We start from the raw sequence: 23,672 nt of genomic DNA, 5'->3' as shown, positions 1-23,672 counted from the left end.
ACTGTAAGCCATATTTGGAACAGGGGTTTTCAGGATGGGAAGGATTTATTGGAACTTTGTGCTTGAAAAGGCGATTCAAGAAGCTTTGAAGATACAAAGCGGTCAAGGGACCTGGGAAGAATGGGAAAGCAGATGGCCGAAAGACGTGAGGGAACAAGCCAAAAGGGAATTAAAAATTTTTGACATGTTGGGATGGAAGAAACGCTGACCTTTTCGGGAAGCGTTTTTTTATCGGGCTTTTTGCCGGAGGAATCCGTGGTGGAAATCTTTGGCCAATTTGGATGGAGACTTGTGATATAATTAGTCGTGGTTTAAGAATAAACGTTCGCTTTGTTCTGGGGAGGAACCACTGAGATGCGTATTATGGGCATAGATCCGGGGATCGCCATCGTGGGATACGGCATCCTTGACAAGCAGGGGGGTACCCGGCTGGTGGATGTCGATTACGGCAGTATCCAAACGCCGGCCGGGATGCCGGTCCCCGCGCGGTTAAAGGAAATTTATGATGCTTGTACATTGCTTTTTTCCAAATACCGGCCGGACGTCGTGGCCATTGAAAAATTGTATTTCAACCGGAATGTGACCACGGCATTTACCGTCGGACAAGCAAGGGGCGTGATGATGCTGGCTGCGGAAGAAGCCGGGATCCCGATCACGGAATACACCCCTTTGCAAGTGAAAATGGCTGTGGTGGGTTACGGGAAAGCAGACAAGAAGCAAGTGCAGGAAATGGTGAAATTGCTGCTTCATTTGCCGTCCGTGCCAAAACCGGACGATGTAGCGGATGCGCTGGCGATTGCCATCTGTGAAGCACATTCTTCCGGAACGGTGCAAAAATACAAAAAGTGGGGATTGAAGCGATGATCGACTTTGTGAAAGGGAAAGTTCATTATCTGGAAGAGGATTATGTGGCGGTGGAAACGGGCGGGATCGGTTACCAGGTTTATGTGACGAACCCGTATGCCTATGATCCGGAGGCGGAAGTATTTTTGTACACCCATTTTGTGGTGCGGGAAGATGCCCAATTGTTATACGGATTTGACACCAAACAAGAGCGGGATTTGTTCCGCCTGCTGTTGGAAGTCTCCGGCGTCGGACCGAAAGCGGCAATGGGTATGCTTTCCGGAATGAAACCGGATCAGTTGGTGCAGGCGATCCAAACGGAGGATGTCAAACAATTGACCCGTTTGCCGGGAGTGGGGAAAAAAACGGCCCAACGCCTGGTGTTGGATTTAAAAGACAAGTTGAAAAAAATGCATTTTCCGGATCTTGTGGCTGTATCCCCGGTGCCCCTGTCCGCGCCGGATGCGGGAGAAAGGGATGTGATTGAAGCATTGAAGGTCCTTGGCTATAATGAAGAAGAAGCAAAATGGGCTGTACAGGAAGCGTTGAAAGGATCGGAAGAAGAGTTGGACACCGAAACATGGATTAAACAGGCATTGAAGATCATGATGAACAGGTAGGAGGGTCGGACATGGAAGAGAGGATCATCTCTGCCAAGGCGAACCATGACGATGAGATGGTCGAATACAGTCTGCGCCCTCGGTATTTTCACGAATATATAGGGCAAAAGCAGGTAAAAGAGAATCTGAAAGTATACATAGAAGCGGCCAAGATGCGCGGCGAGTCATTGGATCACGTGCTGCTGTACGGTCCGCCGGGGCTCGGGAAAACCACGCTTTCCCAAATCATTGCCAATGAAATGGGCGTAAACATCCGGGTCACTTCCGGCCCGGCAATTGAACGTCCGGGGGACCTGGCGGCGATTTTAACCAATCTGGAACCCAATGACTTGTTGTTTATCGATGAGATTCATCGTCTGAATCGCTCGGTGGAAGAAGTGTTGTATCCGGCGATGGAGGATTTTGCTTTGGACATTATGATCGGGAAAGGACCCAGTGCCCGTTCGGTCAGGCTGGATCTTCCCCCGTTCACCCTGGTTGGGGCCACCACCCGGGCCGGCTCCCTGTCTTCGCCGTTGCGGGACCGGTTTGGGGTGATGAGCCGTTTGGAATTTTATTCGGTGGATGAGTTGGCTTTGATTGTGGAGCGGGCGGCCGATCTGTTAAATGTCCGGGTGGTTGGAAACGGAGCGAGAGAGATTGCTTCCCGGGCACGGGGAACGCCGCGGATAGCCAACCGGCTGTTAAAAAGGGTCCGGGATTTTGTCCAGGTTGAAGGAGACGGTTTGATAACGGAAGAAGCCGCCCGGGATGCATTGGATCGCATTCAAGTGGATAAAATGGGGTTAGACCATGTGGATCACCGGCTCTTGCTGACCATCATCGAAAAGTTCCGGGGCGGCCCCGTCGGCTTGGATACGCTGGCGGCCACGATCGGGGAAGAAGCGCACACGATTGAAGACGTATATGAACCGTATTTGATGCAAATCGGTTATTTGGAGCGCACCCCGAGGGGCCGGATGGTGACCAAACGATGTTACGAGCATTTTAACATGGAGTGGCCGAAATGAATCCTTTTGCAAAAACGTTGATTGTCATGGGATTGGTTCTCGTGGTGATCGGGCTTTTTTGGCAGGTGGGCGGGAAGTATTTGCAGTTGGGCAAACTTCCCGGGGACATTGTGATCGAAAAAGGAAACACGCGGTTTTATTTCCCGATTGTCACTTGCATTGTGATCAGCATTGTCTTATCGTTATTAAGCTATTTGTTTCGCCTGTTTCGATAGGAACGGGCTTTTTTCTTTGAGCTTGGATGGAAGAAGGAAGGGAACGACGAAATGGATGTATCCTTGTACGATTATCATTTGCCGAAAGAATTGATTGCACAAACTCCGGCCGAAAAGAGGGATGCCTCCCGGCTGATGGTGGTGGACCGGAAGACATCACAAATCCGCCACGCCAAGTTTACCAATATCCTCGACTATCTGAATCCCGGGGATGTGCTTGTCTTAAATGACAGCCGTGTCCGCCCGGCCCGGTTGATCGGTGTGAAAGAAGAAACCGGTGCAAAGATTGAGCTGCTCTTGTTAAATCCGCTCGGAAATGACCGGTGGGAAGCGCTGGTCCGTCCGGCAAAAAGGGTCAAACAAGGGACCGTGATCCAATTCGGGGAAGGCCGGTTGAAAGCCGTCGCCCAAGAACAGACGGAAGTGGCGGGAGGAAGGGTGTTTCAGTTGCAGTATGAAGGGGGAGATCTTGAAAAGTTGTTTGAACAACTGGGGCAAATGCCTCTTCCCCCGTATATCCATGAACAGCTGGACGACCCGGAACGGTACCAGACCGTTTTTTCCAGAGTGGTCGGATCGGCTGCGGCCCCGACGGCAGGACTTCATTTCACGGAAGAGTTATTGGCCGCCATTCGTGAAAAAGGAGTCAAAGTGGTTTTCATCACGTTGCATGTGGGGCTGGGAACCTTTCGTCCCGTGACGGTCAAGCGGATTGAGGATCACCGGATGCATGCGGAATACTATGAGTTAAGCGAAGAAACGGCTCAAGAAATCAATGCAGCCAAAAAACGGGGGAACAAAGTGTTTGCCGTGGGGACCACCTGTGTGCGCACTTTGGAGACCGTGTACCGGAAATTAAACGGGGAAATCAAAAAAGATCAGGGTTGGACGGATATTTTCATTTATCCCGGGTTTCAGTTCGGTGTGGTCGACGGTCTCTTGACGAATTTCCATCTTCCCCAGTCCACTTTGCTGATGCTGGTGAGCGCTTTTGCTTCGCGCGAACTGATTTTGTCGGCTTACGAGGAAGCGGTCCGCAAGCAATATCGTTTCTTCAGTTTCGGGGACGCCATGCTGATCCTTTAAAAGAGTTTGCCGGAAAAAGGTTGTTCTCGTTCGTGGTGTTCTCTATAATGTTTAGAAGGAGTATGACATTTTTGTCAGAATGGTTAATTTAAGTAGGAGGAAACACCTTGGCTGTAAAATATGAACTCATTAAAACGTGCAAACAGTCCGGCGCCCGGTTGGGTCGCTTACATACACCACACGGAACCATCGATACTCCTATTTTTATGCCGGTGGGAACACAGGCAACCGTAAAGACGATGAGCCCGGAAGAACTCAAAGAAATGAATGCGCAAATTATTTTGAGCAATACCTACCATCTGTTTTTGCGTCCGGGGCATGATATTGTCCGGGAAGCAGGGGGATTGCACGCATTCATGAACTGGGATCGTCCGATCTTGACGGACAGCGGCGGGTTTCAGGTGTTCAGTCTGAGCAAGCTGCGCGACATCACAGAAGAAGGAGTGACGTTCCGTTCCCATATCAGCGGGGAAAAGCTGTTTATCGGGCCGGAGAAGGCCATGGAGATCCAAAACGCATTGGGAGCAGACATTATCATGGCGTTTGACGAATGTCCGCCATACCCCGCTGACCGTGAGTATGTCAAAGCTTCAACCGAACGTACATACCGGTGGTTGAAACGATGCATGAAAGCGCATCAGCGTCCGGCAGAGCAAGCCTTGTTTGGCATCGTCCAAGGCGGGATGTATCAGGATTTGCGGGAGGAAAGCGCCCGTCAGCTCGTGGATTTGGACTTGCCCGGTTATGCAGTGGGCGGGCTCAGTGTGGGTGAATCCAAGGAGCTGATGTATGAAGTGCTTGACTATACCACTCCTTTGTTGCCCGAGCACAAACCGCGCTATCTGATGGGGGTCGGATCACCCGATGCGCTCATTGAAGGATCCATCCGGGGGATCGACATGTTTGACTGTGTATTGCCGACAAGAATTGCCCGCAACGGGACGGCAATGACCAGCCAAGGGCGTGTTGTGGTGCGCAATGCCAAATATGCTCGTGACTTCACCGCACTGGATCCGGAATGTGATTGCTATACTTGCCGAAACTATACCAAAGCATATCTGCGGCATTTGATCAAAGCGGATGAAACCTTCGGCTTGCGTCTGATCACATACCACAATCTTTATTTTCTGCTTGAATTGATGAAACAGGTTCGCCTGGCGATCCTGGAAGACCGGCTGCTTGATTTCCGTGATGCATTTATGATGAAGTATTACGGAAGTTTGCATCCGGAAAAACCTTTTTGAAGGAGGACCAATTTATGGGACAATGGGGTACGTTGATACCGCTTATTCTGATGTTTGTCGTGTTTTATTTCCTGCTGATCCGCCCTCAGCAAAAACGGCAAAAAGAACGGATGGCCATGTTGAATGCTTTGAAAAAAGGGGACAAAGTGATCACCATCGGCGGGATTCACGGAACGATTGTGGATTTGACGGAAGACCGGGTGACGTTAAAAGTCAGTGACAATACCCGTTTGGTTTTTGAGCGCTCTTCGGTGAATTCGGTGGTAACCGATGAGGATGCATCCGCAGAGAAAGAAGAGAAGAAAAAAGAAGAGAAAAAAGAACAAGCCAAAGAGGAATCCAAATAAGGCCAAAAAGCTTCTGATCACAGGATCAGAAGCTTTTTTGGTTTTTCCGGGGATTTAATCCTGTTTGGTTTGCACCCCCATGATTCCGCCCAGTGCGCCACCGCCGAAGGAAAACAAGGAAAGCCAAAGCGGATGAATGGACGTCAGGCTGTCAAAAGCCAGAAAGGCAATGAGCAAGATGATCAGGGCATAGATGATTCCTTGAATCCCGCCAGCCATCCATCCGCGGTACTCCGATTTGCGCGCGGTGACAAATCCCCCGCTTAACAAGGCGGCGAAATTCAACGCATAGGCAATCATCGGGAGGCGGTGGGAGGACAAGGTGGAGTATTGCAGAAACAAAGTGACGATCAACGAGCCCAAAAGGACAATTCCCCAGATGACGCATTGCCCGATGAGCCAAGGAGACCGGACGCCTTTTTTGGCGGAGTCGAAAAAAGCTTCTTTCATTGCTTTTCCTCTCCTTTCTTGATTAATACATCCTTATGCCTGGTATTTTTTGAGCATTCATAAAGAGGCGGCATTTGGTCAAACTATGTTTTGAAAAGGAGGTGACCCGGGTTGATATGGACCATCATTTTACGCACGGTATTTATCTATTTTTTCTTGCTTGTGATCATGAGAATGATGGGAAAAAGGGAGATCGGCAAATTGTCGGTGTTTGATCTGATTGTTTCGTTCATGATTGCCGACCTTTCCGCGATGGCGATCGATTCGGAAAAGCCCATGTTTATCGGCATTATCTCCATATTGACCTTGGCGATCTTTCAAGTGTTTATTTCATATCTTTCTTTAAAAAGCAAAAAAATCAGAGAATGGGCGGACGGGAAGCCGGTGGTCATTGTCGAAAAGGGAAAAATCCTGGATGATCAGATGGCCAAAGCCCGCTATAACATGGATGATCTGATGGTTCAACTGCGGGAGAAAAACATTGCCGATGTGTCCGATGTGGAATTTGCGATTTTGGAAACCACCGGGAAGTTGAGTGTGTTTCCAAAAGAAAAAAAGACCTGCGAAGAAGGTGTACATAACTCCCTGCGACCGTTTCAAATGCCCGTTCCGCTCATCATTGACGGAAAGGTCCAGGATGAAGGATTGAGACAAATCGGGAAAACCCGTTTCTGGCTGAAAAACGAGATTCAAAAACAAGGGTACCGGGATTTCAAGGAAATTTTTTATGCTTCCGTGAACAGCAACGGAAAATTGTTCATCGACCGGAAAGATTCATAAAATCCTCACTTGGAAAGGATCCGGGCAACCCACTTTCCGATCAAAGGAATGCGCAAGACATCGTTTTTTTGGATGAGTGAAAAAAGAATCAAGCAGATCCCATAAGCCAACAGGGTGATGCCGGCTTGGGTGACGGTTTGGATCAGCATCGAATCCGAACCGCTGAAATTGCTGAAGCGGAAAACCACCGCGGCAATGAAAATGGTTAGAGCCAGTTTTGCCCATTCTTTTACTTTCAGGTGAAACGGAACCAGCTTGACGATGTCGATGAAATGCAACGTCGTGACGATCAAAATGCCGCAGTTGATGGCAAGCGCCACTCCGTCGATGCCAATTTCCGGCCGGGATGCGAGCAAAAGAATGAGAATGGTTTTGAAAATGGCCCCGATGATGGAGTTGCGCATGGGTGCTTGTGCTTTGTCCAATCCTTGCAAGACTGATGCGAACGGGCCTTGCAAAGCGTGAATCATGGTAAAAGGGGCCATGATCCGGATCAGCCGGGCGACATCCGGCTCGCGATACAACAGAATGGAAAGCGGTTCGGCCAACAGATACAAAATCAGGGCACAAGGCGCGGTGACAATAAAAGATAACCGGATCGCTTGTTGCAACCGGTGCTCGATCAGCCGGGCATTTTTTTTTGCGGCCGCTTCACTGACCGCCGGGACCAATGACACGGACAAGGCATAAGTGATGAAAGCGGGAAAAAAGGTTAACGGGACCGCCATCCCTTCCAATTGCCCGTATAAAGCGGTCGCTGTTGTCGTGGCAAATCCGGCCATGGCCAAACTTTGCGCCACGACAATCGGTTCGATGGCGTAAGAAAAAGAACCGACCATGCGGCTGGCTGTCACCGGAGCGGCCAAACGCAAAAGGTCGCGGAAAGTTTGCCGGAAAGGTTTCCAACCCGGTTTGAACAAGGATTTGTCCAGTTTCGGGCGGGTCGGATCTTTTTTGAAGGAACGGATCAAAAACATCATGCCGGCGAATTCTCCGACCACCATTCCGAGCATGGCTCCGGCCGCGGCATATTCCACGCCGAATTTCAATAAATAACCGGCGATGAGAAGGACGGTGAAGATGCGGACAAATTGTTCGACAATGGTTGAAATGGCATAAGGGCTCATATTCTGCCGCCCCTGAAAATAACCGCGAAATATGGATGATACGGCAATGATCGGAATGATCGGGGCGATTCCGAGCAAAGTGTAAATGGCCCGTTCATCCGTGAGGAGCATTTGTGCAATCCACGGGGCACTGATGAGAACGCCGCCGGTGACGATGGTGCTCGTTATGATGACGATCAATATCGAAATCATGAGAATGGAACGAATTCTTCCTTCTTGCTGTTTTGCTTCCGCTTCGGAGACGAGTTTGGAGATGGCCACCGGCAGTCCGGCGGTGGTGATCACGATGGTGAAGGACAAGATCGGAAACGCCATTTGAAACAGTCCCATTCCCTCATCGCCGATGATTCTGGACAGGGCAATCCGATAGATAAATCCGAGAATTTTGGTGATAAACCCGGCGCTGACCAAAACAAAAGTGCCGTATAAAAATCCTTTGCGCACTACCACGCCCCTCCTTCGCTGATTCCTATTTAAACGTATGAGTTGCTGGGACAACTCATGACAAAAATGTTTAACAGCAAAATTTTTCAACAGGGCTTGCATGAATGCCCGCAGAGTTGTTAACTAAAATAAGTAGGATTTTTGGGAAACCTTTCAGAATAATACCTTTAAAACGGGAAGTGAATGAGAAGTGAGAAAGAAACATGGTTCTTTGAAACCGGTGGGAAGCCATCAGAAGGATTCGGTCGAACTGATGCCTGAGCATGAGCTGATGCAATGCATTGAAGAGTTGTGTAACAGCAAAGCCAGGGAATTTCGGATGTATGGTTATGAAAATGTGACAGGAGAGCAGGTTTGGGCCTGTGTCTCGGAAAATTACCGGAGGGGATGGCCCCGGCTGAACCGGCTGGTGAATGACATCATTTCATTGAAAGCAAACCGCTTTATGAATTGGTTGATGTTATCGGTATACAAGGATGATGATGACAAGAATGAAAAGAAATAAACGACAGCCACAATCCCGCTGTCGTCTTTTTTTGCAAAATTGACATGACTTTCGGATGCAGGGATAATTAAAATTACGGTGTTTTATACATAAAAGGAGGACAAGGAATGAGGGTGCGAAAAGTCAATATCGTCGTATTTATCCTCCTGGTGGTTGCAATTTTCGGCTTGGCGGCCACAACTACCGGTTATATATGGAAACATGTCACGTTGGGCCTGGATTTGCAAGGCGGATTTGAAGTGTTATATGAGGCGGAGCCCGGACAAAAAGTGAATACGGGGATTTTGAAAGACACTGCCGCGGCCTTAAACAGCCGGATCAATGTCCTGGGGGTGTCGGAACCGGATATCACCATTGAACCGCCCAATCGCATCCGGGTGCAACTGGCAGGAGTCAAAGACCAAAACAAAGCACGGGAATTGCTTGGAAAACAGGCCAAGCTCACCTTCCGCGATGCTTCGGGGAAAGTGTTGCTGGAGGGAAGCGACTTGAAGGAAAAAGGGGCAAAAGTCGATTATGACCAGATGGGACAGCCGGTTGTCACGTTGCAACTGAAAAATGCGGATAAATTTGCCAAGATCACCCGTGAGCATCTGGGACAACCGATTGCCATTTATTTGGACGAGCAACAGCTAAGCGCCCCTGTGGTCCAACAAGTGATCACCGGGGGAACGGCACAAATCACCGGCCAAAAGGATACGGAGGAAGCACAACAGCTGGCCGATTTGTTGAATGCCGGCGCCATTCCGTTGAAAATGAAGGAAATTCAAAGCCATTCCGTGGATGCCAGCCTCGGGGAAGACTCCTTGAGGGACAGTCTCATCGCAGGGGCTTATGCCGTGATCGCGATCTTTATTTTCATGATCGGCTTTTACCGGTTGCCGGGATTTGTGGCGGTCACGACCTTGGTGGCTTATTCGTATTTGTTGCTGTTGACTTTCATGGTGATGGACGTGACCTTAACCCTGCCGGGAATTGCCGCGTTTATTCTGGGGATCGGAATGGCGGTGGATGCCAATATCATTATGAATGAACGGATTCGTGAGGAGATGCGGGTTGGCAAAAGCATGAAAGCAGCCGTCCGTGCCGGTTCCAAACGTTCTTTCCTGACCATTTTCGATGCGAACATTACCACCATCATCGCCGGAGCGGTGTTGTTTATCTTCGGAAGTGCCGGTGTCAAAGGATTCTCGGTGACGCTGATTGCCGGGATTCTCGTCAGCTTTGTGACAGCGGTGGCACTATCCCGGATCATGATGAATTTGCTGGTCCGGTCCAACTTGCTGAAAAGCCCGGTTTGGTTCAGGGTGAGAGAGGATGAGATCAGTGATCTATAAGTTTGATATTGTGAAGCATCGAAAAAAGATTTTTATCCTGACGCTGTTGATTGTGGCGGTTTCCATCATCTCGCTGTCCGTTCAGGGACTCAACCTGGGAGTCGATTTTGTGAGCGGAACCCGGCTGGACATTCATGTGAAGCCGAATGTGGATCTGGAAAAAGCACGGACCGTTTTGACCGGACTCGGGTATCACGATCCGGATGTCCGCACGGGCGGATCGGAAAATGAGTTTGTCTTTTTTCGGGTCAGCCATAGCATGGAACGGAACCAGATCAATCAGATTGAGGCGGCTTTTGAAAAAGCTTTTCAAACCGACGTGAATATCCAGGCCCAGACCGTGAGCCCGGTGGTCGGTCGGGAAACGGCCATGAATGCCATCAAAGCGGTTCTCATCGCCTCCGTTTTCATCATGATTTATGTGGCGATCCGTTTTGAATACCGGTTTGCTGTTTCGGCCGTATTGGCTTTGCTGTATGATGTCCTGTTTGTGGTCGGAGCCTTTTCCCTCTTTCAGATCGAAGTGGATTTGGTTTTCATCGCCGCGGTGCTGACCATTGTGGGATATTCGATCAATGATACGATTGTGATATTTGACCGGATCCGTGAAAACATGAAACAGGAGAATCCTGCCAAATGGGATGACTTGGCGGCGGTTGTGAATAACAGCATCATGCAAACGCTGGTCCGTTCGATCAACACCGTGTTAACAGTGGCGTTTGCCGCCCTTCTGTTGTGGTTGTTGGGCGGGGAAAGCATCCGGAATTTCTCGCTGGCCCTGCTCTTGGGATTGATTTCGGGCGCTTATTCTTCCATCTTTGTGGCCAGCCCGCTCTGGGTCACTTGGAAATGGAAATCGATGCAAAAAAAGCATCCTTCCAAAAAAGCCGTGACGGAATAAAAATACACCGGAGAAGCCATGGAAAGGACATGGCTTCTTTTTTTGGGCGTTTTTTCTGTCTTCTGCCTGTTTTTCTTTGTGCTATAATGGTTAGCGCAAAGAGTGAGGTGTTCGGTCATGTTGCATGCAAGAGCAAGGTGGGATGTGGAGCCGGTGGACGAGGATTTAAGCGAGGAGATGTCCAAAGAGCTGGACATTCATCCCATCATTTCAAAAATGCTGATTCGCCGGGGGGTCAAAGAAATCCCGGAGGCCCGCCGTTTTTTAAATCCTTCCCTTGCCGACCTGAATGATCCTTTCCTGTTGGATGGAATGGAAACCGCCGTGCAAAGGATCCGCCAGGCCATCAGGGACAAAGAGCCGATTCTGGTTTACGGGGATTATGATGTGGACGGCGTCAGCAGCACCTGTTTGATGCTGAAAACGCTCCGGCGGTTGGGGGCAACTGTGGATTACTATATCCCCCATCGTTTCCGGGAAGGATACGGGATCAATCAAGAGGCCTTAAAACTAGCCAAAGAGCGCGGGTTCCGCCTGATTCTTTCGGTGGACACGGGGATTGCCGCCGTCAAGGAGGCGGCTTATGCCAAAGAGTTGGGGTTGGATCTCATTATTACCGATCACCACGAACCCCAGGAAACGCTGCCGGATGCGTTGGCGGTGATCAATCCGAAGAAGCCGGGATGCCCGTACCCTTTTAAAATGCTTGCTGGGGTCGGTGTTGCTTTCAAACTGGCCACGGCCTTATTGCAAGAGGTGCCGGAAGCGTGGATGGACATCGCTGCGTTGGGAACCATTGCCGATCTGGTTCCGCTGGTGGAGGAAAATCGCATTTTGGCCTGCTACGGATTGAAGAAGATGAGCCAGACGGTGCATGTCGGATTGAAAGCGTTGATTCAGGCTTGCGATATTGATCATGACGTGTCGGCCAGTCATGTGGGATTCCTGCTCGGTCCCCGGATCAATGCATGCGGACGGTTGGACACGGCGGACACGGCGGTCCGTTTGCTGATGACGGAGGACCCGGAAGAAGCGGAAGCCCTTGCGGGAGAATTGGATATGCTCAACCGAAAGCGGCAACAATTGGTGGATGAGATGACCCTGGAAGCAGTGGAAGAGATTGAGAAGAATCCGGACAAGCACAAATATGTGATTGTCGTTGCCCGCCCGGGCTGGAATGTGGGTGTGGTCGGCATTGTCGCTTCCCGGTTGGTCGAAAAATATTACCGGCCGGTTGTGGTGTTGGGGATCGACGAAGAAAAACAAACGGCCAAGGGATCGGCGAGAAGCATTCAAGGATTTCATTTGTTTCAAGCGTTGTCAGAGTGTAAAGAATGGTTGCCCGAATTTGGCGGACACGAAATGGCTGCGGGAATGACGCTGGAAGCCCGAAACATTTCCAAACTGCATGAGCGGCTTTCGAGGTTGGCGAAAGAACGGATCCGCCCGGAAGATTACGTGCCGCTCAAATGGGCGGAAGGCGAATTGGATGCCGAGCAAATTGAGGAGGACCTGATTGAACAGCTGGAGATTCTGGCTCCGTTTGGGGTCGGGAACCCACAGCCGCTCTTTATTGTAAAAGAAATGCCTGTCGCGCGGATTCAGCGCATGGGAAGGGAACAAGAACATGTCAAATTGTATTTGAAGCGGAAAAACGGAATGTTAAGCGCGGTCGGTTTTCGCCTGGGGAATCAGGCCGATGGGCTCAGTCCCCACGGACGGATCCGTTTGCTCGGCGAGCTGGAGATGAATGAATGGAACGGCCACAGAGCCCCCCAAATCATTATCCGGGATATGGAGGTCCGTCATCTGCAAGTGTTTGATTTAAGAAGCAACCGGAAAGAATGGTCGCAGCTGGCCGGATTGAACCCGGAAGAAATATGTTTTATCTGTTCCAGCGGCTCCGCACTTTTTAAACAATTGTCCCAATCGACGAATCGAATCGTGGTGACATGGGAAGAGCTGATGGATAAAAAGCAACAGGAAAGCATGAAGCAAGCCAAACATTTGGTTTTGGCGGAATCGCCCCCGACATTGGAGGTGTTTCGCAACCGCTTGAAAGACGGACGGGAAGCGGAACGGATTTATGTCATGTTCGGGGATAAAGAGTTTGATCATTTGTTGCCGAAAACCCCGTCCCGTGAAGATTTTTCAAAGCTGTACCGGGTGATTGCAGGGAAAGGGAAGATCTCCCTGCGCAAATATTTGTCTTCGCTGATGCGGGTGACAGGATTGCAAAAACGTGTCATTTCTTTTATGATTCAAGTGTTTGAAGAATTAGGGTTTGTCAGCTTGGATCAGGAAGATTTGATCGTCCATGAAAACCCGGCCAAAAGGCCGCTGACGGAATCCAGAACATATCAACACCAAAGAGAACGGGAACGGGTTTTGGAGACACTGGTTTATTCAAGCTATAAAGATTTGTGCCGTTATTTGTTTGAAACGATTTCTTTTACACACATGGGAGGATATACAGATGGATTTCAAAGAAAAGATTCGAGTGATTCCAGACTTTCCGCAACCGGGGGTGCGGTTTAAAGATATCACCACGCTGTTGAAAGATGGAAAAGCTTACAAAGAAGCCATTGATCAAATTGCCCGCCAACTGGAAGGAAAAGAGATTGATCTCATTGTCGGGCCCGAGGCGAGGGGGTTTGTCATCGGCGCTCCTTTGGCGTATGCCTTGGGAGTGGGATTTGTACCGGTGCGCAAGTCTGGAAAGTTGCCGTATGAAACGGTGGAAACCACATACAGCTTGGAATACGGAAAAGATGCGTTGGCAATGCACAAAGATGCCATTGTTCCAGGACAAAAAGTATTGGTTGCCGATGATTTGCTGGCAACGGGCGGAACCATTTCCGCCACGTTGGAATTGATTCAGCAATTGGGCGGAGATCCGGTGGGAGCGGCCTTTTTTGTGGAACTGGGATATCTCGGCGGAAGAGATAAATTGAAAGGATTGGATATCATTTCATTGGTTCGCTATGATTGAAGCCGGCAGGTCCCCGGTTTGATCCGGCTGTTTTTGCATGGCCATTTCACGCACATGGCAGATTCGTCTGCATGTGCGTTTTTTTGTGCCTGTTTTGCAAGGGTTTATAAAAAAACAGAATAATGTATTATAACAAACTGTTGCATAACAGAATCTGTTATAATATAATATGTTCAAATACAACATTCGGATGGAGGGGTTTTCGTGGAGTCCCAACATGCTCCTGAACAACAAGAAGTCCGTTGCGAACAGTGCGGGGCCGTTTTGAAACAAGAAGAGGAATCCAGTCCGGAAGAACAGGTTCATTATTACTTGTTGAAATATTACGAATAAAACCAAAAAGCATTCCCTTTTGATAAAAAACCGGCGTTTTGCCGGCTTTTTTTATTTTTGTTGCTGGTTTTATTCTAAAAGAGTGGTATATTTGATGAGTACAGAAATTGTTCCGTGTATTTTTTTAAGATTTGGGGGTTGTCATCCATGGCTACTCTGCTATATATCACATCAAACCCGAAACAGGAATCGGAATCGGTGAGCTTGCAAATAGGCAGGGCGTTTTTAAATGCCTATGAGCTTTCCAACCCTTTTGATGAAATCATTAAATTGGACGTTTACCGGGATGAGATCCCGCTTTTGGATGTGGAAGTGTTTGATGCGTGGGCCAAAATGAAAGAGAGTGTTCCGCTTTCTTTGTCAGAAAGGAGAAAATTGGCCAGAATCAATGAATTGGCCGACCAGTTTGTCATGGCCGACAAATACGTGTTTGTCACACCGATGTGGAATTTCGGGGTGCCTCCCATGATGAAAGCTTATATTGACCTCATTTGCATGGCTGGAAAAACCTTTCGTTATACCGAAGAAGGATCCGTCGGCTTGTTGGTGGGAAAAAAAGCGGTACATATCCAGGCGCGAGGGGGGATTTATTCACACGGGGCGATGAAAGCGATGGAATATGGAGACAGTTATTTGCGCATGGTGCTCGGTTTTATGGGAATCTACGACGTAAAATCAATCATAGCGGAAGGCACGGCTGATCCGTCCCAATACCAGGAGATTATCAATCAGGCCAAGAAATTGGCAAAGCGAACGGCGGCGGAATTCGCCAAACCCGTGGGCAGAAGCATGGCCTGAGGAAGGAAATTTTTTTAAGTTGACTTGATTAATTATATATATTAAGCTTCTTACTAAAGGTTAGTTTATATAGAAACAGGAGGAACAGCAGTGGCTAAAATTTTATACATCACAGCTAATCCGAAACCGGAAAACGAAGCCTTCAGCTTGCGCTTGGGAAAAGCGTTCATGGAAAAAGTAAAAGAAATCAGTCCGGAAGATGAAATCATCGAATTGGATTTATACAAGGCTGATATTCCGTTTCTGGATGAAGATGTCTTTAACGGATGGGGAAAATTGGCGCAAAATCAAAGCCTGACCCCGGAAGAAGAACAAAAAGTCAACCGGCTTAATGAATTGGTTGATCAATTTGTGGATGCGGACAAGTATGTGTTTGTCACGCCGATGTGGAACTTGTCCTTCCCCCCGCGCTTGAAACTGTATATTGATGCCATTTGCATGGCCGGCAAAACATTCAAATATACGGAAAACGGTTCGGTTGGTCTCCTTGAAGGGAGAAAAGCCGTTCATTTACATGCGCGCGGCGGCGTTTATTCCGAAGGTCCCGCCCGGGAATTGGAGTTTGCGGATCGCTACCTCCGTGCGATTTTGGGCTTTATCGGAATCACTGATGTTCAGTCCGTTATTGCCGAAGGGATGGCAGCCAATCCGCAAGAAGCTGAGTCCATTTTTGCCAAAGCTTTGGAACAAGTGCCACAAGCAGCCGCCCGGTTTGTTGAATGAGACATTTGTTTTTGCGCCTTCAAAAGGCGCGTTTTTTTTATGGAACGGTTGTTTCGCTTGTGGCAGGAACTTCGATCTGATCGGCGGTGAAAGGTTTTGTCGGATTTGAAAGAAAAATCATGCAACAGGCGATGAAAACCAAAAATCCCAACGACAAACCGGAAATAATCAGATCTTTATTCACATTGAAAACCTGCCTTTAAAATGGTTTTTGTTTTATTTAGACTGATTTTACCCTGGCCGGGTTGCAGCAAAAATGAAAAAATTGTTGCGGTCCCTGTGTCGCTTGCGGAAGATGAATTATCAGAATCATCGATTTAGACAAAAAACTAAATATTTTGTTAAAATAGAAATTAGATCTGACTATTATGCAAATGAATGGGGAGGCGAGGCAATGCCCTTTTACCATCGTTTGGGACAATTGCCCCCAAAGCGGCATATTCAATTCCGCCAGCCTGACGGCAGTCTGTACCGGGAGCAGGTGATGGGGACCAAAGGATTTTCCGGAATCCAATCCATTTTGTATCATATTCATCCTCCGACACAGGTGAGGGAAGCCAAGTGGATCCGCCCGTGGTCGATTCCGGTGGAGGAAGAAGGTGCCCACCGGCACCGGCATTTTATCACTTTTCAAACCGAAGCGGGAAAAGACCCCGTGGATGGGCGCGTGTATTGGCTGGCCAATGAGGATGTGGCGATTGCCACGGTCCGGCCTGTGGAAGAGATGAATTATTTTTTTCGCAACAGTGACGGCGATGAAATCCTTTTTGTGCATGAAGGTGAAGGGGTGCTGGAGACGGTTTTCGGCGACCTTCCGTATTCCCCCGGGGATTATCTGGTCATTCCCGTCGGAACCACCTGGCGGCTGAACATGAAAGATCAAAACCAGCGCTTTTTGGTGATCGAATCAACCGGGGAAATCACCATCCCCCGCCGCTACCGCAATGAGTTTGGCCAATTGTTGGAACACAGTCCGTTTTGTGAAAGGGACATACGGGTGCCGGAGACATTGAATCCCCGGGTTGAAAAAGGGGAATTTGAAGTCCGGGTCAAGGTGCGCGGCGGGCTTCATGCCTATATTTATGACTTTCACCCGTTTGACGTGATCGGATGGGACGGCTATTTGTATCCATGGGCCTTCAGCATTCATGATTTTGAGCCGATCACCGGCTCCATCCATCAGCCGCCGCCGGTCCATCAAACGTTTGCCGGCACCAACTTTGTGGTTTGTTCCTTTGTCCCGCGCATGTATGATTATCATCCGCTGGCAATCCCGGCTCCTTATTATCACAGCAATGTCCACAGCGATGAGGTGCTGTATTATGTGAAAGGAAATTTCATGAGCCGGCGCGGCATCCATGAAGGTTCCCTGACGTTGCATCCTTGCGGTTTGCCTCACGGTCCGCATCCCAATAAAGCCGAGGAGAGCATCGGAAAAGAAAGAACGGAAGAGTTGGCGGTGATGATTGACACATTCCGGCCGCTGAAAGTGACCAAGGCAGCCTTGGGCATGGAAGACCGGCAATATATGTACAGTTGGCTGCCGGAATCAAAAGGGGGAGTATGATGCAGCTGGATCCCGGGCGGTTGAGTCAAAAGGAAAATTATAAATGGTTGATCGGAACGGTGTTGCCCCGTCCCATTGCCTTTGTGACGTCCATCAGTGCTTCCGGGGTTGTGAATGCGGCCCCGTTCAGTTTTTTTAATGTGGTGGCCACCGAACCGCCGATGGTGGGGTTTGCCTGCATGCGCAAGCCGGACGGGGAAATGAAAGACACGGCAAAAAATATCATCGGCCAACGGGAGTTTGTTGTTCACACCGTGAGCGAAGAAAATGTGGCTTTGGTGAATGAAACCGCCGTTGACTTTCCGCCGGATCAAAGTGAAGCGGAAAAAGTCGGTCTTCATTTGCTCCCGTCGGCCGTGGTTCGCGTCCCCCGGATTCAAGAGGCGAAAATTCACATGGAGTGCAAATTGCACCGCCATGTTCCGATCGGAGGAAACGGCCGGCATCCCAATGCGGATTTTCTGATCGGGGAAGTGGTTAGGGTGCATCTGGATGAGGGGTTGTATGATCAAGGGAAAGTGGACACCGGTGCACTAAAACCGGTGGGGCGGATGGCCGGAAGGTCATACGTGAAAGGGGGAGAGATGTTTTCCATGCCCCGGCTTTCCTATGATGAGTGGCTGATAAAACATGAAAAAAGCCGGGGGAGTAACCCCGGCTGACGGCGAACGGATTCGGCCCGGATGGTTATGGTCCGGATTCACTGCTTGTGTTTGCGGGCCCGGTCCCGTTCGTTTTTCTTCAGTAACTTTTTGCGTAAGCGGAATGTTTTGGGGGTGATTTCCAAAAGTTCATCCTCTTTCATGATTTCAAGTGCATCGTCGATGGAAAGTTGGCGCGGCGTGTCCAGGCGGAGCGCTTCTTCCGCAGTGGCGCGCCGAATGCTGGTCAAATGTTTTTTCTTGCATACATTGACTTCCAGATCCGTTTCGCGGATATGTTGCCCCACAACCATGCCTTCATACACTTCCGTGCCGGGAGTGATGTAAAGCTGTCCGCGTTCCTGGGCGGCATGAAGGGCGTACGTGGTGGCCGTTCCCGATTCCCAGGCGATCAGGGAGCCGTGATCATATGCCTCGATGCCTCCGGCGTAAGGTTCATAGCCATGGAACATCGTATTGATCATCGCTTCCCCGTGCGTCGCCGTTAAAAGTTGCAACCGGAAGCCGAGCAATCCCCGTGAGGGGACTTTGTATGTGAATCGGATGTTTCCACTGTCCAACACCACCATATCCTGCAATTGTCCTTTTCGTTTTCCGAGCAATTCCACGACAGCTCCTTGTTGCTCCGAGCTGGTTTCAATTTCTACGATTTCATAAGGTTCCAGCTTGATTCCGTTCTCTTCTTTCAGGATCACTTCCGGCTTGCTCACCTGGAATTCATATCCTTCCCGGCGCATGTTTTCGATCAAAATGCTTAAATGCAGTTCACCTCTGCCGGATACCAGGAAGTGATCCGCCGAATCCGTCTCTTCAACACGCAATGCCACATCTTTTTCCGTTTCACGCATCAGGCGCTCACGGATTTTTCGCGATGTGAGAAATTCACCGTCTTGCCCGGCGAAGGGGCTGGTGTTGATCCCGATCATCATGCGCAAAGTGGGTTCTTCCACTTTGATGGGAGGAAGCGGTTCCGGATGTTCCGGATCGGTGATGGTGTCTCCGATTCCGACTTCACCAAGGCCGGTGATGGCAATGATGTCTCCGGCGCTGGCCCGTTGGACTTCCATGCGGTTCAAACCTTGGTGTGTGAAAACTTGTCCTGCTTTCACGGTGCGTTTTTCTCCGTTTTGCGGAAGCAAGGCAAGGGTTTGGTTCTTTTGAATCGTTCCCCGGTTTAAGCGGCCGATGACAATCTGCCCTTTGTAATCGTCATAATCCAGCAAAGTGGCTTGCATCTGTGCAGGACCGTCCGGATCGGCCGCAGGAGCCGGAAGTTGCTCGATGATGGTGTCCAAAAGCGGCTCCATGGTCGGTTTCAGCGCATCCGGAGCAAAACCGGAGGAGCCGGTCAGGCCGCTGGCGTACACAATGGGGAAATCACATTGTTCTTCCGTGGCCCCCAAGTCGATAAACAGGTCGAATGTCTGGTTGATCACTTCTTCCGGTCGGGCGCTTGGACGGTCGATTTTATTGACGACCACAATGGCTTTGTGTCCGCGTTCCAGTGCTTTTTTCAACACAAACTTCGTTTGCGGCATGGGCCCTTCGGTGGCATCCACAAGCAACAGGACGCCGTCGACCATATTCATCACCCGTTCCACTTCTCCGCCGAAGTCGGCGTGGCCGGGGGTGTCGACAATATTGATTTTGATGTCTTTATAATGAATGGCTGTATTTTTAGACAAGATGGTGATCCCGCGTTCCCGTTCCAAGTCGTTGGAGTCCATGACCCGTTCTTCGACTTGTTCGTTTTCCCGGAAGATATGGCTTTGTCTTAACATGGCATCCACAAGCGTTGTTTTTCCATGATCCACATGAGCAATGATCGCGATGTTTCGAATGTTTTCCGGTTTCATTCTGTTGTGGGGTCACACGGACCCCAACCCCCTTTTCCTTTAACTTGAAAAATATTTACAAACGAAATCGTATCACAGGATATGATTTCGCGCCAGCAGGATGATGGAGGGTGTGGAGAGGATTGGATCGGTATCAATACTTGAGATGGTTTTTTCAAAGGGAAAAAAAGAGCTATTTGTTGGGGATTATCGCACTGCTTTTGATTGCGCTGATACAATTATTCCCGCCTTATGCCGTGAAGGAAGTCGTGGACTTGATGGCAAGCCGCACACTGACCGCCCGGGATTTATGGTTTTGGACGGGGTTGTGCCTTCTGGCCGCGCTCATCCGGTATGTGCTCGGATATGTCTGGCGGATCGCGTTGTATGGAGCGGCAAACCGGCTGGGGAAATGGCTCCGGAATCAAATTTTTGTCCATTACACCCGGATGTCGCCGTCGTTTTTTCACCGGTGGCGAACCGGGGATTTGATGGCCCATGCCACCAATGATATTCAAGCCATTGTCGCAACCGCCGGGGACGGGGTTTTAACACTGGTTGATTCGTTGATCACCGGCGGACTGGTGGTCTTGACAATGTTTTTCTTTATTGATGAGTCGTTGACAGCAGTGGCGTTATTGCCGATGCCGGTGATCGCCTGGGTGACCCGGAAATTCGGGAAGATGATGAACCGCCGTTTCCGGAAGGCCCAGGAGGCCTTTTCGAGGATGAATGGCAAGGTGCAGGAAAATATTTCCGGTGTGCGGATGGTCAAAGCATTTGGCATGGAGGAAGCGGAGAAAGAAGCGTTCAGCCGGATCACCGGTGAAGTGGCGGACAAAAACATCGCGGTGGCGAGAGTGCATGCTTTGTTTGATCCGACCATCATGTTGTCCGCCGGTTTTTCCTTTTTGTTCAGTATATCTTACGGATCTTATCTGGTTGCCGGAGGAACCCTGACGATCGGCCAGCTCACGCAATTCACCATCTATCTGGGTCAATTGGTGTGGCCGATGCTGGCGTTCGGCTTTCTCATCAATCTGGTGGAGCGGGGAAGAGCTTCTTATGACCGTGTGATAAAGCTTTTGGAGGAAGAATCGGATGTAAAAGACGGACCGGATCCCGGGCGGGAGATTCCGGACGGAGACATCATCATCCGGGTAAACCGGTTCCATTATCCCGGACAAAAAATGCCGGCTTTAAAAGATATCCATCTATCCATCGGCCGCGGGGAAACGATCGGAATCACAGGGAAGACCGGGAGCGGGAAAACCACCCTCATCCGGTTGTTGCTGCGGGAATTTGATGTGACCGACGGGGAAATCCGGTTTGGATCCTTTCCTGTTGACCGGGTGTCACCGGCATCGCTGAGGAGAAAAATGGGTTATGTTCCGCAAGAACATATTTTGTTTACCGGATCGGTTTATGAAAATATTGCATTTGCCAAACCGGACGCAAAGCCGGAGGAAGTGGAAAAGGCAGCCAAAATCGCGTCCGTTCACCAGGATGTTTTAAACTTTCCCGATGGTTATGAAACGATTGTCGGCGAACGGGGCGTCGCTTTGTCAGGGGGGCAAAAACAACGGATTTCCTTGGCCCGGGCGCTCATCATCGATCCGGATGTCCTGATTTTGGATGACGCTTTGTCCGCCGTGGATGCACGGACGGAATACAACATCTTGAAACAGCTTGCTGAAAACCGCAAGAACAAAACCACGTTGATCATTGCCCATCGGATCAGTGCGATCGAATCGGCCGATTGGATTATCGTGTTGGATCAGGGGCAAATCGCCGAACAGGGAGATCATGCGTCTTTGATGAGAAAAAACGGTTGGTACCGTCACATGTATGAGCGGCAACAATTGGAATTGTGGTGAATGTGGGGAGGAATGAGTGGATTGTGGTGTTTCGACGCCTTTTGCGATATTTGAAACCTTACCAAAAGCGGTTTTGGCTGGCATTTGCGGCCTTGTTGGCCGGATCGGGCGCGGAAGTGACCGTGCCGCTATTGGTCAGCCATTATCTTAATGAATACCTGGTTCCCGGGCGATTTGACCTTGCCGTCTTAATTGTTTACGGATTGGGGATCCTTCTATTGCAAAGTGTTGCGGCGGCATTCGACTACTACCAGATGCTTTCTTTTCAAACCGTGGCGCAGTGGGTGGTAAGATCGTTGCGCAAGGATGTGTTTTCGCATGTCCAACGCTTGGGGCTCCGGTTTTATGATCAGGTGCCGGGCGGTTCCCTGGTTTCCCGGATCACCAATGACACGGAGGCTGTGAAAGATTTTTATGTGCACGTTTTGGCTTCTTTTTTGCAAAACACGGTGTTTATTCTTTTTGTTTTTGCCGGGATGTTTTGGCTTGATGTCACTTTGGCTTCTTGGTTGACCCTCGTGCTTCCCGTTATTTTTTGGTTGATGAAAAAATATCGCGATCTCAGTTCCCCGTCTTACCGGGAGTCGAGACATCAGCTGAGCCGGATGAATGCCAAATTGAATGATTCCATCGCAGGGATGAACATCATCCAGGCTTTTTTGCAAGAGCGGCGGTTTATCCGGGAATTTTCCCGAATCAATGAATTGCATTACCGGGCCGGAATGAGAAACATCCGCTTCTTTGCATTGATGTTGCGGCCGGCGACACAGTTTTTATCCGTCGCTGCAACGGTTGCGGTGTTGTTGTATTTCGGCTTTGTCTCCCGGGATGGAGCGGTTCAATTGGGGATCTTATACGGATTTCTGAATCTGATTGAAAGAATTTTCGAACCGGTCAATGAAATCATGATGCGTTTGTCCCCGTTGCAGCAATCGCTCACAGCAGCGGAAAGAGTTTTTGAACTGATGGATCAGAAAGAGTTTGCCCCGGGAAAAGAGGGGGATAGCTCCCCCGAAATCAAAAAAGGGCACATCCGGTTTGACCATGTTTCCTTCTCTTATGACGGAAAGACGGATGTGCTGAAAAATATCACTTTTGAAGTCAAACCCGGGCAAACCGTCGCGTTGGTGGGGCATACGGGAAGCGGAAAAAGTTCGATCATCCATTTGCTGATGCGTTTTTACCGGGTGAAAAGCGGAGAGATTTTTATTGACGGGGTGCCGCTTCGTTTTTATGACAACGGGGAATTGCGCCAAAAGATCGGTTTGGTGATGCAGGAGCCATTTTTGTTTGCGGGGGATGTGACCGGCAACATCCGCCTTCATCATCCGATGAGTGAAGAGCAAGTGAAAAAAGCCGCCCGGTTTGTCCAAGCGGATGACTTCATTGAAAAATTGCCCCGGGCTTGGGAAGAACCGGTTGTCGAGCGGGGCGCCACGTTGTCCGGCGGACAGCGGCAGTTGATCTCTTTTGCCCGGACCATGGCGATGGAACCGAAAATCCTGTTGCTGGATGAAGCCACCGCCCATGTGGATACAGAGACGGAAGAAGCGATTCAAACGGCGCTGAAAAAGATGCGCCGGGACCGGACGACACTGGTCATTGCGCACCGGTTGTCGACCGTCCAGGACGCGGATTTGATTTTGGTTTTACATCAGGGAGAAATTGTGGAGCGGGGAACGCATCAGGAATTAATGGCCCGGGAGGGGTTATACCGGAAAATGTACCGGTTGCAAAAGGGAGGATCCTCTTTTTTTTGGCCCCGGTAGGTCAGTGCACTTCTTTTTTCTCTTCCAGATCCCAAACCGGGATCTTTTTTACGTCATCGGGGTTGGATTCGGAATGAACCTGTGCTTTTTCAGCATTTTCGTCCACCATGTCAATCCAGACCGGTTCTCCTTGGTACAAGACCGTGATTTTTTCCGACGATTGCAAAATCTGTTTTGCGCGTTCGATTTCCATGTCCATCGCTCCTT

At 49.7% G+C, this 23,672-nt stretch carries 23 protein-coding genes and 1 pseudogene; 20 read left to right on the top strand and 4 right to left on the bottom strand.

Going from position 1 to position 23,672, the window contains the following annotated elements; all coding sequences use genetic code 11:
• The first annotated feature begins 34 nt into the window (after positions 1–34).
• The 8 genes from H1R82_RS08680 (at position 35) to yajC (ending at position 5,365) form a co-directional block, all read left to right on the top strand.
• Positions 35–208, top strand: coding sequence for a hypothetical protein (locus H1R82_RS08680; protein ID WP_181731748.1), 174 nt, complete (start codon positions 35–37; stop codon positions 206–208).
• 146 nt (positions 209–354) lie between these two features.
• Positions 355–864: a crossover junction endodeoxyribonuclease RuvC gene (ruvC, locus tag H1R82_RS08675; RefSeq protein ID WP_181731747.1), complete on the top strand. Its 510-nt coding sequence runs from the start codon at positions 355–357 to the stop codon at positions 862–864.
• Positions 861–1,463: a Holliday junction branch migration protein RuvA gene (gene ruvA, locus H1R82_RS08670; RefSeq protein WP_181731746.1), complete on the top strand. Its 603-nt coding sequence runs from the start codon at positions 861–863 to the stop codon at positions 1,461–1,463. The genes ruvC and ruvA overlap by 4 nt, the downstream gene beginning before the upstream one ends.
• An 11-nt stretch (positions 1,464–1,474) precedes the next feature.
• Positions 1,475–2,473, top strand: coding sequence for a Holliday junction branch migration DNA helicase RuvB (ruvB, locus tag H1R82_RS08665; protein ID WP_181731745.1), 999 nt, complete (start codon positions 1,475–1,477; stop codon positions 2,471–2,473).
• On the top strand, positions 2,470–2,688 hold the full coding sequence (locus tag H1R82_RS08660) for a DUF2905 domain-containing protein (RefSeq protein WP_181731744.1): 219 nt from the start codon (positions 2,470–2,472) through the stop codon (positions 2,686–2,688). Before ruvB ends, H1R82_RS08660 begins: the two co-directional genes overlap by 4 nt.
• Before the next feature lie 51 nt (positions 2,689–2,739).
• Positions 2,740–3,774 (top strand): tRNA preQ1(34) S-adenosylmethionine ribosyltransferase-isomerase QueA, encoded by a 1,035-nt coding sequence (queA, locus tag H1R82_RS08655; protein ID WP_181731743.1) that lies wholly within the window; start codon positions 2,740–2,742, stop codon positions 3,772–3,774.
• A gap of 107 nt (positions 3,775–3,881) precedes the next feature.
• Complete coding sequence (gene tgt / locus H1R82_RS08650; RefSeq protein WP_181731742.1) at positions 3,882–5,018, top strand: tRNA guanosine(34) transglycosylase Tgt; 1,137 nt, start codon at positions 3,882–3,884, stop codon at positions 5,016–5,018.
• A gap of 14 nt (positions 5,019–5,032) precedes the next feature.
• Positions 5,033–5,365, top strand: coding sequence for a preprotein translocase subunit YajC (yajC, locus tag H1R82_RS08645; protein WP_181731741.1), 333 nt, complete (start codon positions 5,033–5,035; stop codon positions 5,363–5,365).
• Positions 5,366–5,419: 54 nt separating this feature from the next.
• On the opposite strand, the gene H1R82_RS08640 is transcribed toward yajC, so the two are convergent.
• Positions 5,420–5,815 (bottom strand): TIGR04086 family membrane protein, encoded by a 396-nt coding sequence (locus H1R82_RS08640; protein WP_181731740.1) that lies wholly within the window; start codon positions 5,813–5,815, stop codon positions 5,420–5,422.
• A 168-nt stretch (positions 5,816–5,983) separates the two neighbouring features.
• On the opposite strand from H1R82_RS08640, the gene H1R82_RS08635 reads away from it, so the two are divergent.
• A complete protein-coding gene (locus H1R82_RS08635; protein WP_181731844.1) occupies positions 5,984–6,595 on the top strand; it encodes a DUF421 domain-containing protein in 612 nt (203 codons plus the stop codon).
• A 5-nt stretch (positions 6,596–6,600) separates the two neighbouring features.
• Here H1R82_RS08635 and spoVB read toward each other — a convergent pair whose 3' ends face one another.
• Positions 6,601–8,166 carry a stage V sporulation protein B gene (gene spoVB, locus H1R82_RS08630; protein ID WP_309544809.1) on the bottom strand — a complete coding sequence of 522 codons (1,566 nt, stop codon included), beginning with the start codon at positions 8,164–8,166 and terminating at the stop codon, positions 6,601–6,603.
• A 190-nt stretch (positions 8,167–8,356) separates the two neighbouring features.
• On the opposite strand from spoVB, the gene H1R82_RS08625 reads away from it, so the two are divergent.
• From H1R82_RS08625 to H1R82_RS08590, 9 genes and pseudogenes are all read left to right on the top strand, one after another.
• Positions 8,357–8,671 carry a post-transcriptional regulator gene (locus H1R82_RS08625; protein WP_309544808.1) on the top strand — a complete coding sequence of 105 codons (315 nt, stop codon included), beginning with the start codon at positions 8,357–8,359 and terminating at the stop codon, positions 8,669–8,671.
• 107 nt (positions 8,672–8,778) lie between these two features.
• A pseudogene (gene secD / locus H1R82_RS08620) lies at positions 8,779–10,909 on the top strand (protein translocase subunit SecD).
• A gap of 117 nt (positions 10,910–11,026) precedes the next feature.
• Entirely contained in the window at positions 11,027–13,447 is a 2,421-nt protein-coding gene (gene recJ, locus H1R82_RS08615) for a single-stranded-DNA-specific exonuclease RecJ (protein WP_181731738.1), read from the top strand.
• Complete coding sequence (locus H1R82_RS08610; protein WP_037993958.1) at positions 13,386–13,901, top strand: adenine phosphoribosyltransferase; 516 nt, start codon at positions 13,386–13,388, stop codon at positions 13,899–13,901. The genes recJ and H1R82_RS08610 overlap by 62 nt, the downstream gene beginning before the upstream one ends.
• A 204-nt stretch (positions 13,902–14,105) precedes the next feature.
• A complete protein-coding gene (locus H1R82_RS14660; RefSeq protein ID WP_255516960.1) occupies positions 14,106–14,234 on the top strand; it encodes a hypothetical protein in 129 nt (42 codons plus the stop codon).
• Positions 14,235–14,381: 147 nt separating this feature from the next.
• Entirely contained in the window at positions 14,382–15,032 is a 651-nt protein-coding gene (locus tag H1R82_RS08605; RefSeq protein WP_181731737.1) for an FMN-dependent NADH-azoreductase, read from the top strand.
• Between the two features lie 90 nt (positions 15,033–15,122).
• Positions 15,123–15,755, top strand: a complete 633-nt coding sequence (locus H1R82_RS08600; RefSeq protein ID WP_181731736.1) for an FMN-dependent NADH-azoreductase — start codon at positions 15,123–15,125, stop codon at positions 15,753–15,755.
• A 394-nt stretch (positions 15,756–16,149) separates the two neighbouring features.
• Complete coding sequence (locus tag H1R82_RS08595; protein WP_181731735.1) at positions 16,150–17,322, top strand: homogentisate 1,2-dioxygenase; 1,173 nt, start codon at positions 16,150–16,152, stop codon at positions 17,320–17,322.
• The gene (locus H1R82_RS08590; protein ID WP_181731734.1) at positions 17,322–17,984 is read left to right on the top strand and encodes a flavin reductase family protein; all 663 of its coding nucleotides are present in this window, start codon (positions 17,322–17,324) and stop codon (positions 17,982–17,984) included. The genes H1R82_RS08595 and H1R82_RS08590 overlap by 1 nt, the downstream gene beginning before the upstream one ends.
• A gap of 38 nt (positions 17,985–18,022) precedes the next feature.
• Here H1R82_RS08590 and typA read toward each other — a convergent pair whose 3' ends face one another.
• The gene (typA, locus tag H1R82_RS08585; RefSeq protein ID WP_181731733.1) at positions 18,023–19,840 is read right to left on the bottom strand and encodes a translational GTPase TypA; all 1,818 of its coding nucleotides are present in this window, start codon (positions 19,838–19,840) and stop codon (positions 18,023–18,025) included.
• Between the two features lie 122 nt (positions 19,841–19,962).
• Here typA and H1R82_RS08580 point away from each other — a divergent pair, with 122 nt between their 5' ends.
• Positions 19,963–21,696, top strand: a complete 1,734-nt coding sequence (locus H1R82_RS08580; protein ID WP_181731732.1) for an ABC transporter ATP-binding protein — start codon at positions 19,963–19,965, stop codon at positions 21,694–21,696.
• A 23-nt stretch (positions 21,697–21,719) separates the two neighbouring features.
• Complete coding sequence (locus tag H1R82_RS08575) at positions 21,720–23,465, top strand: ABC transporter ATP-binding protein (protein WP_181731731.1); 1,746 nt, start codon at positions 21,720–21,722, stop codon at positions 23,463–23,465.
• A 1-nt stretch (position 23,466) separates the two neighbouring features.
• Here the strand turns inward: H1R82_RS08575 and H1R82_RS08570 are convergent, their stop codons facing one another.
• Positions 23,467–23,658, bottom strand: coding sequence for an H-type small acid-soluble spore protein (locus H1R82_RS08570; RefSeq protein ID WP_181731730.1), 192 nt, complete (start codon positions 23,656–23,658; stop codon positions 23,467–23,469).
• Positions 23,659–23,672 lie beyond the last annotated feature (14 nt).

It is taken from the genome of Thermoactinomyces intermedius (assembly GCF_013912365.1).
In the GTDB taxonomy this organism is placed as follows: Bacteria; Bacillota; Bacilli; order Thermoactinomycetales; family Thermoactinomycetaceae; genus Thermoactinomyces; species Thermoactinomyces intermedius.
The sequence above is the reverse complement of the archived record's forward strand: the minus strand, read 5'-3'. Positions and strand labels throughout refer to the sequence as shown.

Excerpts from the sequence above, each read along its gene's own strand:
- H1R82_RS08680 (WP_181731748.1), top strand. The coding sequence starts at position 35 with ATGGGAAGGATTTATTGGAACTTTGTGCTTGAAAAGGCGATTCAAGAA.
- ruvC (WP_181731747.1), top strand. The coding sequence starts at position 355 with ATGCGTATTATGGGCATAGATCCGGGGATCGCCATCGTGGGATACGGC.
- ruvA (WP_181731746.1), top strand. The coding sequence starts at position 861 with ATGATCGACTTTGTGAAAGGGAAAGTTCATTATCTGGAAGAGGATTAT.
- ruvB (WP_181731745.1), top strand. The coding sequence starts at position 1,475 with ATGGAAGAGAGGATCATCTCTGCCAAGGCGAACCATGACGATGAGATG.
- H1R82_RS08660 (WP_181731744.1), top strand. The coding sequence starts at position 2,470 with ATGAATCCTTTTGCAAAAACGTTGATTGTCATGGGATTGGTTCTCGTG.
- queA (WP_181731743.1), top strand. The coding sequence starts at position 2,740 with ATGGATGTATCCTTGTACGATTATCATTTGCCGAAAGAATTGATTGCA.
- yajC (WP_181731741.1), top strand. The coding sequence starts at position 5,033 with ATGGGACAATGGGGTACGTTGATACCGCTTATTCTGATGTTTGTCGTG.
- H1R82_RS08640 (WP_181731740.1), bottom strand. The coding sequence starts at position 5,815 with ATGAAAGAAGCTTTTTTCGACTCCGCCAAAAAAGGCGTCCGGTCTCCT.
- H1R82_RS08635 (WP_181731844.1), top strand. The coding sequence starts at position 5,984 with ATGAGAATGATGGGAAAAAGGGAGATCGGCAAATTGTCGGTGTTTGAT.
- recJ (WP_181731738.1), top strand. The coding sequence starts at position 11,027 with ATGTTGCATGCAAGAGCAAGGTGGGATGTGGAGCCGGTGGACGAGGAT.
- H1R82_RS08610 (WP_037993958.1), top strand. The coding sequence starts at position 13,386 with ATGGATTTCAAAGAAAAGATTCGAGTGATTCCAGACTTTCCGCAACCG.
- H1R82_RS08605 (WP_181731737.1), top strand. The coding sequence starts at position 14,382 with ATGGCTACTCTGCTATATATCACATCAAACCCGAAACAGGAATCGGAA.
- H1R82_RS08595 (WP_181731735.1), top strand. The coding sequence starts at position 16,150 with ATGCCCTTTTACCATCGTTTGGGACAATTGCCCCCAAAGCGGCATATT.
- H1R82_RS08590 (WP_181731734.1), top strand. The coding sequence starts at position 17,322 with ATGCAGCTGGATCCCGGGCGGTTGAGTCAAAAGGAAAATTATAAATGG.
- typA (WP_181731733.1), bottom strand. The coding sequence starts at position 19,840 with ATGAAACCGGAAAACATTCGAAACATCGCGATCATTGCTCATGTGGAT.
- H1R82_RS08570 (WP_181731730.1), bottom strand. The coding sequence starts at position 23,658 with ATGGAAATCGAACGCGCAAAACAGATTTTGCAATCGTCGGAAAAAATC.